The organism is Hahella sp. CCB-MM4, assembly GCF_002260525.1.
GTDB lineage: Bacteria > Pseudomonadota > Gammaproteobacteria > Pseudomonadales > Oleiphilaceae > Hahella.
Map to the genome: position 1 here is coordinate 714,939 of NZ_MRYI01000001.1, position 15,086 is coordinate 730,024.

A 15,086-nucleotide genomic window follows, 5' to 3' on the forward strand; every position below is an offset into this window, starting at 1 on the left:
TCACCAGTATAATGAATCGGTGAAAGACTACTGCGGATTTAGAGCATATAGAAAGTGTATAGTCTGCTGTTTGCTCGGCTGTGCAAATATCCTTTCCAATGAGCGGCGAACACTCTGATTCATAGATCGATCAATATGAAGTCGTTTTACAAAATTTAATTATACTCAAGATTAGATTTTGTAGCTTTACGTAGACCATTTCCCCGATTTTAAAACCATTCTGTTTCGTTTAGCATCCCGTCCTTTCGGATATTTACCAAGACTAAGGACAGGTTCCCACATGAGTTCATTCGAATCTCTGTTCAAAGCCAACAGCGCTGGCCCTGCATACGTGTTTGATTCTCCCGAGGCGAATAGCAGTGGGCGGAAGATCTATCTCAACGACAATCGGGTAATGGCTCAGTTTGCTGAGATCATAGAAGCACAAGGTCCTGGCATAGCGAGGCAGATCAAGAAACATTTGCTCCAGATGCGCGCCACTGCTGGTAGCCTCGGTTCATACTCCAGTAACAGTCTTCCCCACTGCCATATGGATTTTGCTGGCAACCTACGTATTCAATACTTCATTCTTCAGGCTGGAAGCCCTGGTAAACCAGCGGGCGTTTATATCACCAGTATTGAGTTTGCGCAGTGTCCTGATCGACATCAGGCTAGGTTGTATCGAGTTACCCCCGGAGGTAACGAGCGAACCCCATGGAAGGTGGATGTAAAGCCAAAGGGACGAGTTGAAACTAGCTTGGCGGCAGTCAACGGATTAACCAAGCATCTTCCTATGGCCGCAACAGCAATCATGCCCGACATGCTCAAGAATGCGTATCCAGGAGCGTCCTCGCTCAATACCGAAGGGTATACACTTATGTATAACCCTCCTTCACTCAACTACCGCGGCCACAGTTGGAAAACTTCTGAGCAAAAGACATTCACGCTCGAATTCGCCGCTGAGCGCTTGGCACAAGCACTTGTGCGAGCACAACGTGAAGGCAAGGAGGTATGTTGGGTTGTGCATGGCGACGGCGCCAGGATGTTTGGTTTGGCACTCGACAATGTCCGGGTTTCTCTCGACAAGCACACGGTCTTGTTTGCCGCTCCGCGACAGTCTATGGTGGGGTTCATTGAGAAAGTGAAGAAAACAAACATGAAGCTCCACAACAAAGGATACGTACATCACCCGGACGATTGGTCATGTGTGAAGAATCGGTTGTTGAACAGCCGCAGTATTGCTGACGCAATGGATGGACTTGGCACAGACTACAATGCTCGGGCAAGTGAGTTGCGGGAGATGTTTGGCACTGATTTTTATAAAGCAGCCACGATGACTGCCGGTATTGGTGCTGCTGCCAGCGGTGCCTGGAATGAAGCTCAACACATTGGGAAAGTCTCGCCTGGTCAATTGGCAAACCCTGGTATTTGGAAGCAGATGCTCGTTGGCGATGGCGGCTTAGGTACTGCTGCTATGTATGGTGGTGCCGCGCTCGCAACGTGGGGTTCAGTGCGTGGCCTTCGTCGTTTGCGGAATACCATGGCAACCAATGTGGCTGACCCTGACCTTAATCCGCATATGCACCCCTTTAAGAATCGAGACAGCTTTAACGCGCATGTCCAGAAGCACAAAGGCGGCTTGGCTTCATCATTATTTGCAGTACTTACAACGGAGCGATTCTGAGCGTGAGATGGTTGAAGCGATGGCAGGCAAGCAAAATGCATCCACTGGGACCGGACTTTGATTCGGCTCCATGGATGGAATTTGATCTGTCTGGCACCAAAGTTAAGTTCCGCTGTCCCAGACATGAAGTACCCGCACCGGCTAAGCAATTCGCAGAGAAGGTTGACTTATATAACCCTGATCACTTCAAGGAGAATCGTGGCGGCGAGAGCATGGGACTAACCTTGCTCTATCGTGGATGGTCATTTTGGGACCGTCCATTTGGTGAAAAAGATATCGGGACGCTTGAAGTACGAATGGTACTAACCCGCAAACATCCGCATGTTCGTCAGTTCAAATCATTCTACGCTATCACTGATATTCAGACCTGGATATTAGAGGAGAGTGAAAAGCTTTGGGGAACAGAAAACCGGGAAATGTGGGAACAACGAGATACCTATGAAGATGAAATTGATCCTGACGCTGACTTTTTACAGTATCCTCGATCAGTTGAAGAAGTCGACTCACAAGTTATACACGGAAGCCGATGGTTCTTTTATAAAGTGTTCAAACCTTCGGATGCTCCCAGGTGGTTTTGGGATACTGCAATCTCCGATGATCATATCCTGACCGTTGTCTTTGAGCCCGGCTCAGTCATGCGAGAGTACTTCTCTCCAGAGCATGATATTGACAGTGCTGTCGTAAAAACCATGTATGAGTTTATCGCCAACGTCCATATCAAGCTGTCCACTGATGCAGAGCGGTGCAAACAAGCTGCTTTGGCTGGGTAGAATTACGGAATCTCCAATTGACACCTTAAACCAAATTCACATGAGGATCAGACTGAAGGACCGCCATGATTCGTTCACCGCAATAATTTTATTAGGTGCTCCAAATCCCTCAATTTCCTGTATGCCCAATGGGCGGACAAGGTTAAATGACAATTCACCGCATCCATCATGACAACAATTATTTGGTTTTTGAAATACCTACCACTGAAGTGATCAATAAACTTGGTCGTGAACATCCATTTCACATAAAGCGGGCTCCTTTACCATACGCCTCGGTCTGGTTAGAGCCATTAACCATAAATTTTCGAGCCGCAGGTAAGTCCAGCAAAGAGACTATTCCAGATATCGCGGCCCGTAATGGTCGACTATTCCTGAATACAAAAGCACATAAAGCTTTAAGAAATATTTTGGCAAATCATGGAGAGCTACTACCTATAAGATTTGATCACCAAGAGGGTTATATTTTTAACCCTCTACGGACTTCTGAGGAGGTTTCCGGGCTGAACAGGACAATGGTTACTTATGACACCAATGGGAATCTGACACACCTCTCGTTTATTGAGAGTCGAGTTAAATCCTTCCCTATTTTTCGAACCGAGCTTGATACATACCAAGGTATCTTCTGCACTGACGAATTTAAAGCTGCAGTAGAAAAAGAGAGGCTTCAAGGTATTTCTTTTTATTCAGACCTAGTCAATCCCTTAGGGATGCCATTTGGTACAAGTCATTGATTAGTGCTTCGATAATTGAGACTTTTCTCAATATAAACGGACACCCAAAAACTAACGTAGACGTCAGTAGAGCACGTCACAAAACCTCCCCATAGAGCCGAAATTTCGGTTAATGGCCAGACTGAGGAGGCATACAAGGATAAGGATGCTTAAGTTCTCAGAATCAGCAAAAAACGCTCAAGTCCTGGCTATCCACTATGCCAGGAAGCAGGGCAACAGTTTGGCTATTGAATTCATGTCTTCAAAGATCGGTATTAGCAACGCCGAAGAAGCAGAGATACTGACAAGAGCCTTTTGGGAAATAGTGGATTTAGCCATTGAAGATAATGAAAAAGGGCTTTCTGTCGAAGGTATCAATGATATTGAATTCTGGATGCATAAGTTGTTTAACAAGGTCTCAGGCTATATGACACTCAATGGCTACGAAGATCAGTGGGATAAGATCACCAAGGAAGTGAAATCTGAATAATCAATAGGTAATTCGATCTCACCCCGCCGATCCCCTTGAATCTCACCTATCGGCTGTGAACCCGTTGGGCGGACACATAGGTCCGCCCCTACATAGGCTTGTCAGATGAGTGATAGAGCTGGACCTTTGTTATCTCTAGTTTTCTAATGCTAAAACTCACCAGCTAAATTTATGGTTGGTATAAAAAGAAGCAGTTATCCGGCACCAAGAGGCTATTACAATATATTCCGCTCAGATCTTCGACGGGGCTTTCATTGGCGTTGGAATTATCGCAATGAACGATACGGGGCTTTTCTCAACGCCCGGCGATGTCGAAAGCAGAACAGGCCATGGTATGTCAAAGGTCATCCGCGCCCAAACAGGCTTCGATTAAATCCGCAAGCAAGACGACGGGGTCGTTCTACTCTTTTTCGCGCTATTCGATGGGCAAAGATGGGAGATTTCGTGGAAGTATAGAAGCAAAAAAGGGGCGCAAAGGAACGCCCCAAACAGCCTGAATTAACTGCCAGACCTCCCCTCCCAAGAAAGGTCTGACAGATCAGGAGTGACTGACTAACCGGAGATTACTGAGAAGACCACTCGAACATCTGCTCAATAATTCTGGTTAGCGGCTGGCTGTATTCCGCAGCGTTTTTCGCATTACCTTTCCACGCGGACGGAATCGGTGCGTCTTTGGCCCAGCTGCTGTCTGGCTTGGTGTAGCGAATTTGCAGCTGGTAATCGGAGGTCGGATCGTATCCTTTCACGCCGATGTAGTAGCTACCGGAAGATTCCAGGTTACACTCTTCGTTAGAGCCGGTCAGATAAGGACGGCACTGATACAGGGTATCGCTGGGCTGTTGGCCTTCGCTGACATACAAGTCTGCATCGCTGCTTCCGACCATAGTGACTTTGAAAGAATCCATGGTTTCGTATGGACCGAAGAAATGCCACTTGTCCTGCTCAATAGTACCCTGCTTGATTTCGTTCTTGGTGGTACCAGAGGTTTCGGGCGGATTGTAGTAGGAAACTGCGTGCGCGCCAGGAGCCGGAGTCCACAGGAAGTCCGGATGACGGTTGGTGTACCATTCACCACCAATGATGTTGCCTTCAGAATCCAATTCCAGGTCGTACATATAGCGTACGGAGAATGCACCATCGTAGCTTGGACGATCGATTTCACGATGCATTGGACCGGTTTCCACCATGTAGGTGACTCGCATCTGCACGCCCACGATCTGGGTAGCTTCTGAGCCGCGGTACTGGGAGAACTTATCGTTGGTGTAGTCGGTCATTGCAATAATGGCATCTTGCGCGGACTCGTACGATTCACCGGTTTGTGGATTGAAGTAGTTGTACACATAGCTCAATACTGGCTGGTTCCACACTTCATAATCGTATGTGGCATCAATCACGAAGGAGCGCTTGTTAACGCCGATCTGATTGACGATCGCCTTATGCCAGCTACCTGGGTTGCTGTCGAAACATGCCTGGTCCTGGATACGACCATTTTCATCGGTTTCAGGACGCTTGGTATTACAGCGGCCGCCGATAAAGCGGACATTTGGAGACGCTTCCGCCCACAGCAAAGTACCCAGAGCCTTGATATCGGCTGGATAGAATTTGATATCACGACCTTCAGGAGAGGTCAGAGTAACAGAGTGTTTGGGGCGCGGCAGCATGTAGGCAGCAGGAGCCCAACCGTGGCAGAGTCCCATCCAGGTTTCTACAGAGCCGTTTCTATCCCAGTATGCTTTTCCGGATTCCCACATGTTCTTGGTCAATGTGTACTCGGAATCCCCTACCAGCAGGTCGTATTTTTCTGAAGGAGACAGGAACTCGATTTCATTGTTATCAATGTATTCCTGAGGCTGGTGAGTGCTGGTAGCAAAGAGCCAGTGCTCATACCAGTTTGAAGGCCATGCATCCTGTAATTTTGGATCAGCATAGCGATTGCCGAGAGATCCTTTGTAGAGCCCCCAGTAATCATCTGACCATGGCTGATCAGACAGGGCCGCTTTTTGCAGGTAAGCCGCATCCATCTCGTGAACGTTGCTGAGCAATTGCTCGCCATTGTCGACCAGCTTGGCAGCGTTGTCGTTGCTCAATTCCACTGCCCGCATCATGATGCCGGAAGACTGGTCAGAATGATGCAGCAACTCGTTACGACGCACGTCTTTGTCTTCAACGAAGCTACCGGATTCTATTGCCTCTTCGGTAAACCGCTGAGGCATTTCGCCGCCATTGACGGAGGTCTTGGCAGGCACCTGGTTCATCACTTCGACTGGGTTGCTCTGGAAGCGTTCCAGATAATCGCGAACATATTGGGAATCCTGGCTGGATACTTGGGCCAGCGTGACGCTGGAGACGCCCAATGCCAGGGCTGAGATTGAAAAAGATATAGCTCTTTTTAGCCCGTTGCTTTTCATGGATATAATTCCTTTTAACCTTATAAATATCAGTTTAAATCTTTCCATTTGACAGATATGTATGATGCGCAGCCACTATGCGCAAACGCATAACAAACATAAAAGGAAGGAGGCAGATATATTGTCACTCTTTGGCAACTTATATACCCATCCCAAAAATCTATATCCTTATGGGAGGACCGTATGATTTCCTTTTAACGGTGTTAAGCGGGGCGCAATCTAACAGTCCTAGACCATTTGGTCAAGTATCCAATTTACTGATAACATAATATTGTGTTCTTATATATTTCTTTGTTTTTTATAGAATTTTACCAAAACATCCTCTGTAATGCTTCATTCTTACTAGATCTTGGTATTAGTCTTTTTGAGCTAAATCAATATTTCAGATCAGCTATTTTTTTCCGAAAGAAACAACAAGTCATTTTGCAATCAGATTATTATATAGACACCATCAGTAAAAGAGAGATAAAGATGATGAATAGTTTTATATTTTGACATTAGTAATATGTTAAATATACATATTACTTATATATTCATTTATAAAATCATGAACATTCCGGCTATCCATAATAGCAATCAGAGTACTCTCCAGAGTTGAAGGAATATCCCCCTGGGCAAACTCATCAAATGCCAGAGGATTGCATAAATCCAACACAGATTATGCTTGATGAATGGGGAGTTTTATCCGGTACATTCCGGTGCGAAAATCCGTTAGCCGACAACGGGCAACCTGAAGGTAGGTGGAAACTCAAAGATGCAGGGTGCGGATTAAGCTAACTCTGTTTGCCTGTTCCATTCTCTTCCATAGCCTTTGATATAGAGGTAAGAGCGAAATGTATCCATGATATATTCGATCCAGGTGTCGACCTCATTGAGGCCACAAACCGGCACCTCCAGAGCGGAATCATTAATTGACAGCCCCACCATCTCCCAGAAAAATCGTGAAAGGTGTTCAGCCTCATCCGGTCCATTCACAGACCCCGTTTCGATAATTCCAAGAGTTCGCTGATCATCCAGAACACCGGCATAGTGGAGAACTATCCGCTTTTCCTCTTCAAATCGATAGTTGATCATGAAGCAACCTCTCCTTCCCAACAGCAGGTCTGCAGTGTCCTCCATGATTCTGTAACTGAATGCAGGACAGGTCCTTAATATTTTTACGGTGTGCCCTGCCATTCTGTATTCAACCGTCTTGATATACGACTGTCATACGGCCTAGTCCGCTCTCTATTCGCAACCACAGCAAGGCCAATTTCTCGTGACTAAGCTGTAACGACGCTACGCCATATCGGTAAGAAACGCTGATTTTTACATGTAATTTATATAACTTTTTCTCACCAAATCAAAACGTTATATATCATTGACTCACAGAAATCCGATCGATATGTTTTTTAATACAAACGATCAGAAAGCGGAAAGGACAGCCGTCAAAGCTCTGTATTCTTGGCAGCTCCTTCCCCCCAGAATAAGGAATGTTTATGGGTACTCTTCAACGACAGGGCACTATGCCCCTTCTAAAAGTAGCAATATCTACGAGCCCGGTGTTTGTTCCGTTAACAGATCCGTCCGTTACTGCGAACCGATAACTAATTCTTAGCCTATTGCCTCTTAGAATCGACGATATTTCTATCTATTAGTCACGGTCCTTAGCCATGTTTCCGGACATCAGAGATACCGAATTCAAAACAGGCGATCAATAAATTATGTGCAGGATTTCCGAATAGGTAATGATATGAATAGGAAAATTCATGTAGGGATTGTGGGAACAGGCTTCATTGCGCAGACCATGGCAAAAGCATTTCTCACAGAACCGGATTACGAACTTCACAGTATTTGCAGCCGTAATCTGGATACGGCTGCAGCATTCCGGGGTTCGCTCAATCTGACCGATATCGCCATTTACGATCATCTGGACACATTTCTCGCCCAGGACGGCCTGGACATGGTTTACGTTGCCACTCCGACAACCACCAGGGAGTCTATATGTACCGCGGCTATTGAAAGCGGTAAAGCGGTGCTGGCAGAAAAACCGTTTCGGTCCGCTGAGAGTTATTTGCGCCTGGTATCCCTGGCGGAAAAAAAAGGGGTTTCGTTTCTGGATGCCACACACTTCGTGCACGACCCACGGATGCAAGAGATCCAACAATATGTAGATTCCGGAGACATCGGGAAAATATTGTCCTTCAGGTCTATGTTCTCATTTCCTTATGACAATGAGGGCAGTATCCAGTTCAATCCCACTCTTGAACCCAAAGGCGCCCTGTCGGATCTGGGATGGTATCCACTGCGCGCCTGCTTCTTTTTAAAAAGCGGCGAAGCAGATCTGAGTTCCAAACTGATATCGAAAAGATGGAATAACAATACCGGTGCGTTGATCGGAATAAATTGCACACTGGAGTTTTCAGATGGAGTTATCTTAAATTTTGATGTCGGGTACGACATAGGATATGTCAAACAGTACATCGAAATTATCGGCGGCCGGGAATCGGTGTATATCGACGACTTCGTTATCCCCCACAACAACTCCTTCGTGTACAACAAACCGCACATTCCCCATGCTTACACATTGTTCAAGGGAGTGGATCCGGAAACGGATATCAACACCGTTGAATGCAGCCAGTCTCACCCACCACACCATAAAATGCTGCACTTTTTCAGCAAGTTATACCGTAACGATCCTGAAGCGAAACAAATGGAAGCCAGACTCAGAGATCAGGTCATCGGCGTCCTTCGGGTAATGGATGACATTTTCAGTCAATCAGAGACTTAGATTGTCACCCAGAGATATAGATTCTCGCGCAGAGATGTAGGTTCTTTCCTAGAGATGTAGATTCGCGCGCAAAGATAAATAGGATCTCGCGCCAAAATATAAGTAAGCACTTCAATCCCCTCCGGCTCCCGCCGCGGTTGTATTAGTTTGATAAGCCGCGGCTCTACTTATTTGATAAACCCCGATTGCATAAATTTGATAATTTGTCGCAATGTTGACGCAAATCATTTGCTGAATAAAATAAAACTGATTACGATAATCATTCTTATTTATTCGCAGGAGTTATCCATGAAGAAGTTGTTGTTAGCTCTGGTTGTTACCGCCAGTGCACCCGCATTTGCCGATGTGCCGGTTTTCAATATCACCATCAAGGATCACGTATTCAGCCCGGCGCAGACCGAAATTCCGGCCAATCAGCAGGTGAAGCTGGTTATCGATAACCAGGACGCAACTCCAGAAGAGTTTGAAGGGGAAAATTTCGATATCGAGAAAATCATCCCTGGCAATACCCAGGCGAGCATCCTCGTCGGACCTTTCGCTCCCGGAGAATATGAATTCGTGGGTGAGTTCCATGAAGACACCGCCAAAGGTGAACTGATCGCTAAATAATCAAGAGACTGCGCTGATGTTAAGTACCGCTGTTATCGTGTTCAGGGAAGTGCTTGAAGCCGCCCTGATCGTCACTATTCTACTGGCGGCCACGAAAGGCCTGCCTGGGCGAGGCAAATGGATTAGTGGCGGGCTGGCAGCTGGATTGACCGGCGCAGTGCTTGTTGCAGTATTTGCCGGAGCAATCGCCGGCGCCTTTTCAGGCACCGGACAGGAACTGTTTAATGCCGGCGTGCTGCTGACTGCTGTCGTGATGCTGGCGTGGCACAACATCTGGATGTCGAGCCACGCCAAAGAACTGGTGGCTCATCTGAAAAATGTCAGTGCCAAAATTACCGATGGAACCCTGCCGTTGTATTTTCTGGCAGTCGCCTCGGGCATGGCAGTGCTGAGAGAAGGGTCCGAAGTGGTCCTGTTCATGTATGGCGTAGCCGCGGGTGGCAGCTCTGCCATGGGCATGCTGGCCGGCGGCATACTAGGCGTCGTCAGCGGCATCCTCATCGGCGGCCTGCTGTACCTGGGGCTGCTGCGCATCCCCACCCAATGGTTATTCCGGGTCACCGGCTGGTTGATATTATTACTGGCTGCAGGGCTGGCCGCATCGGCTGCCGGGTATCTCAGCCAGGCAGGAGTACTGCCAAGCCAGGCACCACTATGGGATACCAGCAGCCTGCTTTCGGAAAGGTCCGTATTCGGCCAACTGCTTCACATTCTGGTCGGCTATCAGGCCCGTCCTACGGCAATGCAACTGGCGTTTTACCTGATCACTCTGGTTTTGATCAGTATTGGTATGAGCAAAGTAGGCCGCAGCCATCGGCTGTCACAGGCAGCCACAAGCTAGTCGCTTTGTTCAATCTCTCTTTACACAGTTGTCCCATTACACTGTGCATAGCGCAATAGAGTAACTGGCCTGCCTAAAACTCTATTGCGATCCCTTTATTCACCACGTTAATAGCGGTCGGGTTCAGAGGAAGACCGAGATTCATCTGTTTGACATCAAACAACACGATGACCGGTAGATCCTGTCCCACATATTGCCTCAAGCCATCAAGCACCGGCTGAGCGTCTTCGATATCACCACCCCGAACTTCAAAGTCCACCAGTTTGGGACGAACCAGATGCAGCTGCTGTAACTTTTTATCGAAAGCCAGTTGGCCACTGACTTTACCCCAGGCTTTGGCCTGCCTCTCGCCTTCCTGTAGCTGCATATCCACCGCCAGGGCGACCTGTTGCTGGCCTGGCAGAAACTCCGGCACCGGATTTAACAGGGTCACCTGCCAGGTCCCCATGGTTTGGCGTACAGGAAAGACCGCCGACATAAGCCCGGTAACCTGCTGGTCGTTAATCACTATTCCAAAAGCCTGGGAAAAAGATGCCCAGCTGCCCATCAATAGCAAAATCACAAAAGCGACATATTTGCGCATAAACTTCTCGATACCAATGAGTTATCTAAGACACTGATCGTGTGAATAAAGTATCTTAACTTCGGCCATTCTCAAATGAGAAACAGTGTTCCCAGCCCAAGGAAAGCCACAAATCCAACCACATCCGTCACTGTCGTCAGAATCACCGAGCCTGACAGTGCTGGATCCAGTTTCAACTTATCCAGAATAAAAGGAATTCCCACTCCGGAAAATGCTGCTGCCAGAATATTGACCAGGATCGCAATGGCAATCACAAACCCTAACAATACCTGCTCGAACCAATAGCCGGCCACAAATCCGATCACCAGAGCCCAGATGACGCCGTTTAACGCTCCCACACTCAGCTCTTTTTTGAGAAGCGCTACCAGGTTGGCCCGAGTGACCTGACCCAGCGCCAACCCACGAATCATCAGCGTCAGCGTCTGGCTTCCGGCAATCCCCCCCATACTGGCCACCACCGGCATCAGGACTGCCAGAGCAACCACCTGTTGCAGGGTCACTTCGAACAAGCCGATAAACCAGGATGCCAAAAACGCCGTCAGTAGGTTTATCCCCAACCATACGGCCCGTCCTTTGGCACTCTTTTTGACCGGGGAGAACAAATCTTCGTCCTCGTCCATACCCGCATTGGCCATCATCTGGCCTTCATAATATTCATTGACCAACTCGCCGGCCGTACCGATATCCAGACGGCCAAGCAATTTGCCGTTGTCATCCACCACCGGAAGGCTGCTATACCCCGACTTTTGAACCCTAAATGAAGCATCCACCGAGTCTTCTTTACTGTGAATGCTGGCAAAGTCTTCCTGGGAAAGATCGACCAGAGGGAGGTGATCTGGCGATCCGATAATTTTGTCGATCTTGACCGCCTCAGCAAACTGCCCATTCCGGTTGACCAGAAAGATGGTATCCGCATAGTGAGGGATTCCACGCCGAAGCATTCGCAGGCCGTCACGCACTTTCGCATTCTGGGGTAGCACCAGCGGATCATGGTCAACCCAGTGCCCCGCTTCATCTTCATCGTACTGCTGGGCGTCTTCATAGTATCGCCGCTGCTGCTCGTCCATGGCTGCCAGCGCTCGTCCAACCAGTCGGTTGGGCAGCGACTCTGACAACTCAACCAGGTCTTCCGCGCTGATATCAGCAAACAGACCATCCCATTCCTCAGGTTTGGTCTCATCCAACAGGCTTTCCCGTGGATCACTCCGCATTTCCACCAATATGGGAAGCCGCTCGTTAAGAGGAATGCCACTCCATACCTCCAAACGCTGTTCCAATGGCAGAGATTCAAGCAGCAGTGCAACCTCTTCCGGTTCTCGGGTTGCGATAATTTTGTCGACCAAACGCCCTTGTTCGTCGGCTTCAGCGTCAACGACTTCTTCAATCAGGGTGGATAATTCATCAGTCATAGATCACCAACTTTACTGCCATGTCTCCACGGCGGATAAAATCCCGTTCCAATACTGTTCAGTTCCTGTCGTTCTCGGTATCAATAGTTCTTGGTATCAATAGTTCTTGGTATCAATAGTTCTTGGTATCAATAGTTCTTGGTATCAATAGCTCTCGGTACCAACTGATCTTGGTACCAATAGCTCCCGGTACAAATAGCACTCAGTACCAATAACACTCAATTCCAGTATCATTCAGTTCCGATAACACTCAGTGCTTGCAGTTCATAATGAAGCATTTAAGCGGTGGCTGAAATTTGAACTCCCGGACTTAAACAGTTAACAGACTCTGGAACGTCGACTAAGATTCAGGGTCACGTATTTCAAACTGACCCTATGACAATTTATTCACAGTTTATCAGGGTAAGCGCGGATTTATTCATACGGGATTACTGTCACCATAAGACCAGTTTTCCCCTGGTACACCTGACTTTTGACACCACTATCTGAGGATTCACCTATGCCCCACTCATATTACGCTGCTCACCTGACAACTCTGAGGGCCCGATATGAAGAGGCGCTGGAGGCCACGGGTTTTGACGCCGTCATCATTCCCTCGGGAGGACAAACCTACTACTACGCCGATGACCACGCCCATCCCTATCATGCCGCGGCAATGGCTCAACAGTGGGTTCCCTTCAAACTGATCCCCCATCTTCATATTTTAGTCCGTCCCCAGCAGAAGCCGGTATTATTGTGGCCAGGCCAGCGGGATTTCTGGCATGTGGTTCATTCAGTTCCAGAAGGGGAATGGCAGAATGGGTGGGATGTAGAAACGGTCACCGATGCCGGTAAGCACCTGTCAGCCCTATTGAATGGCGGCCGGACTGCCTGGATCGGCCCGGAATCTCAGGTGAGCTCCCAGATAGATAAACTCGATATCAACCCGACTTCGCTGGTACATCACCTTAATTTTCAACGGGCCTGCAAGACCCACTATGAAATCGACTGCCTCTCCGAAGCCAACAAAGCGGGCATGCAAGGACATCTGGCAGCCAAAGAAGCTTTCATGGCAGGTGCCAGTGAGTACGAAATCTATCACGCCTTCCTGCAGGGCAGCAGACAACTCTCCATTGAGGAGCCCTATCCGGGTATCGTCGCGCTGAATGAAAACGCGGCGGTCCTTCACTACGAGAATAAGGGTCGTGAGAACTTGGCGGACTCGCGCACACTACTGATCGATGCCGGAGCGGATTATCTTGGATATGCCAGCGATATCACCCGCACCTACACTCGCCATAATGGATTGTTCGGCAGTTTGATTACCGCAATGAATCAGCTGCAGAAAACACTGGTAGAAGGCGCATCGGCGGGCGTCCATTTCAGTGAACTCCACCATCAGGCCCTGACCGGCATCGCGATCATTTTGCAGGAAACCGGTATCTGTTCCCATGCTGTGGAAATCCAGTTGGAAAAGCGTATTCCCCAGGTATTTTTCCCTCACGGACTCGGCCATTTTCTCGGCCTTCAGGTTCATGACGTCGGCGGGCACCAGCAGGACAGCCAGGGCACATTGCGCAAGCCTGGCACGGATGCTCCATTCTTGCGACTGACCCGCAAGCTGGAGGAAAACATGGTGGTCACCATTGAACCAGGGCTTTATTTCATTCCCATGCTGCTGGAAAACATGGTTCAGGATACTCCCCAACATGGCTGTGATCTCGAATTGATCGAAACACTACGGCCATATGGAGGTATTCGGATAGAAGATAATGTCGTGGTACAACAAGGCAGTAGCCGCAATCTGACCCGGGAATTCAGCTTCGACTAGGAGCGGTCCAAACTACTAGGATGACTAAAGGGATGACTAATAGTCATCCCACCGCAACACCCGATTGCTGGTACGGGTCCACTCTGGGATATCACCACCTTCTGACAAGGACTTCAGACGGTGGTAGACAAGACGTCCCATTTCCGTGAAATCTATGATTACGTATGCGTGCAGGTACTGTTTCTGCAACAGCGACATCTGGTCTTCAGTCGGAGTACCGATACCCACAATAATCGTTTTCTCCTTGGATTCAAGAAACAGCTGTCTGGCTGGACTGATCACATCCATATAAAGCTCAGGGTTTGTAACCGGCCAGGCACCGACGGAGACGAACACATCAATTTCGGCACGGTAGATGGCTTCCCACATCTGTTGCAGTGATGTTTCGTAGTTATCCCAGTTATACCAGGGACATCGAACGGGTTCCTTCCAGCCATTCTGGCCATCCAGCTTCTGGTCCCGGTCCAGATTCTCATTTCCACTCAATTCCCTGCGTACGCCGAGAATTCTTTTATTCAGATTAGGATCAAAAACAGCACCGCTCATCAAGCAGATATTTCCACCTTCAGGTTGATAACGCTGCGCCTCGCGTGCCAGAGCACGTCCGAACTCCAGATTATCAGGCCCTATATAGCCTTTGCGCAGGTACTGATGCTCCAGATCAAGATCAGAGTCAAATGTGACCACGGGAATATTTTTATCATATGCCTCACGCAGGGAGTTTTGCGCCAGATACTCTGAATTGGTTACGGATACGGCAATCCCCTGAATGGGCTTTTCCAGCACCCGGCTGATCACGCTATCCTGGATTCGGAAGTGGGGATGATCAGGTTCACCGATATGCATACAGGTATCACCATACTTCTCAGCTTCTTCCCTGCAGCCGTTCCAGGCATTGATAAAATTGATATCGTTGATGTTTTTCCCGGCGATGACGAACACTTTACCTTCCGCACTCACTTCTGAACTCATGCTGATGAGTCCCATTATCGCTATTAAAAAAGTGAGATGGCTAAAACCTCT

13 protein-coding genes are annotated in these 15,086 nt (G+C 48.3%); 8 read left to right on the forward strand and 5 right to left on the reverse strand.

Going from position 1 to position 15,086, the window contains the following annotated elements; all coding sequences use genetic code 11:
* Positions 1–280 precede the first annotated feature (280 nt).
* From BTA51_RS03165 to BTA51_RS03180, 4 genes are all read left to right on the forward strand, one after another.
* Positions 281–1,663, forward strand: a complete 1,383-nt coding sequence (locus BTA51_RS03165; protein WP_094705928.1) for a hypothetical protein — start codon at positions 281–283, stop codon at positions 1,661–1,663.
* Positions 1,664–1,665: 2 nt separating this feature from the next.
* Positions 1,666–2,433: a hypothetical protein gene (locus BTA51_RS03170; RefSeq protein WP_141215519.1), complete on the forward strand. Its 768-nt coding sequence runs from the start codon at positions 1,666–1,668 to the stop codon at positions 2,431–2,433.
* Between the two features lie 146 nt (positions 2,434–2,579).
* Positions 2,580–3,164 (forward strand): imm11 family protein, encoded by a 585-nt coding sequence (locus tag BTA51_RS03175; protein ID WP_094705930.1) that lies wholly within the window; start codon positions 2,580–2,582, stop codon positions 3,162–3,164.
* Positions 3,165–3,309: 145 nt separating this feature from the next.
* Positions 3,310–3,633 (forward strand): hypothetical protein, encoded by a 324-nt coding sequence (locus BTA51_RS03180; protein WP_094705931.1) that lies wholly within the window; start codon positions 3,310–3,312, stop codon positions 3,631–3,633.
* Positions 3,634–4,196: 563 nt separating this feature from the next.
* On the opposite strand, the gene BTA51_RS03185 is transcribed toward BTA51_RS03180, so the two are convergent.
* Both BTA51_RS03185 and BTA51_RS03190 read right to left on the reverse strand, forming a co-directional pair.
* Complete coding sequence (locus BTA51_RS03185; RefSeq protein WP_168188030.1) at positions 4,197–6,041, reverse strand: pre-peptidase C-terminal domain-containing protein; 1,845 nt, start codon at positions 6,039–6,041, stop codon at positions 4,197–4,199.
* Positions 6,042–6,809: 768 nt separating this feature from the next.
* Positions 6,810–7,115 carry a hypothetical protein gene (locus BTA51_RS03190; protein ID WP_094705933.1) on the reverse strand — a complete coding sequence of 102 codons (306 nt, stop codon included), beginning with the start codon at positions 7,113–7,115 and terminating at the stop codon, positions 6,810–6,812.
* A gap of 658 nt (positions 7,116–7,773) precedes the next feature.
* Between BTA51_RS03190 and BTA51_RS03195 the strand changes: the two genes are divergently transcribed.
* The 3 genes from BTA51_RS03195 to BTA51_RS03205 all read left to right on the forward strand — a co-directional run bounded on the left by BTA51_RS03195 (position 7,774) and on the right by BTA51_RS03205 (position 10,261).
* Positions 7,774–8,811 (forward strand): Gfo/Idh/MocA family protein, encoded by a 1,038-nt coding sequence (locus BTA51_RS03195; RefSeq protein ID WP_094705934.1) that lies wholly within the window; start codon positions 7,774–7,776, stop codon positions 8,809–8,811.
* Positions 8,812–9,099: 288 nt separating this feature from the next.
* Positions 9,100–9,420, forward strand: a complete 321-nt coding sequence (locus BTA51_RS03200) for a cupredoxin domain-containing protein (RefSeq protein ID WP_094705935.1) — start codon at positions 9,100–9,102, stop codon at positions 9,418–9,420.
* Between the two features lie 16 nt (positions 9,421–9,436).
* Positions 9,437–10,261, forward strand: coding sequence for an FTR1 family protein (locus BTA51_RS03205; RefSeq protein WP_094705936.1), 825 nt, complete (start codon positions 9,437–9,439; stop codon positions 10,259–10,261).
* A 73-nt stretch (positions 10,262–10,334) separates the two neighbouring features.
* Here the strand turns inward: BTA51_RS03205 and BTA51_RS03210 are convergent, their stop codons facing one another.
* Together BTA51_RS03210 and BTA51_RS03215 are read right to left on the reverse strand one after the other, a co-directional pair.
* Entirely contained in the window at positions 10,335–10,844 is a 510-nt protein-coding gene (locus tag BTA51_RS03210; protein ID WP_094705937.1) for a DUF1439 domain-containing protein, read from the reverse strand.
* A gap of 71 nt (positions 10,845–10,915) precedes the next feature.
* Complete coding sequence (locus tag BTA51_RS03215; protein ID WP_094705938.1) at positions 10,916–12,253, reverse strand: magnesium transporter; 1,338 nt, start codon at positions 12,251–12,253, stop codon at positions 10,916–10,918.
* Between the two features lie 499 nt (positions 12,254–12,752).
* Between BTA51_RS03215 and pepQ the strand changes: the two genes are divergently transcribed.
* The gene (pepQ, locus tag BTA51_RS03220; protein WP_094705939.1) at positions 12,753–14,063 is read left to right on the forward strand and encodes a Xaa-Pro dipeptidase; all 1,311 of its coding nucleotides are present in this window, start codon (positions 12,753–12,755) and stop codon (positions 14,061–14,063) included.
* Between the two features lie 36 nt (positions 14,064–14,099).
* On the opposite strand, the gene BTA51_RS03225 is transcribed toward pepQ, so the two are convergent.
* Positions 14,100–15,035 carry a substrate-binding domain-containing protein gene (locus tag BTA51_RS03225; RefSeq protein ID WP_168188031.1) on the reverse strand — a complete coding sequence of 312 codons (936 nt, stop codon included), beginning with the start codon at positions 15,033–15,035 and terminating at the stop codon, positions 14,100–14,102.
* Positions 15,036–15,086 lie beyond the last annotated feature (51 nt).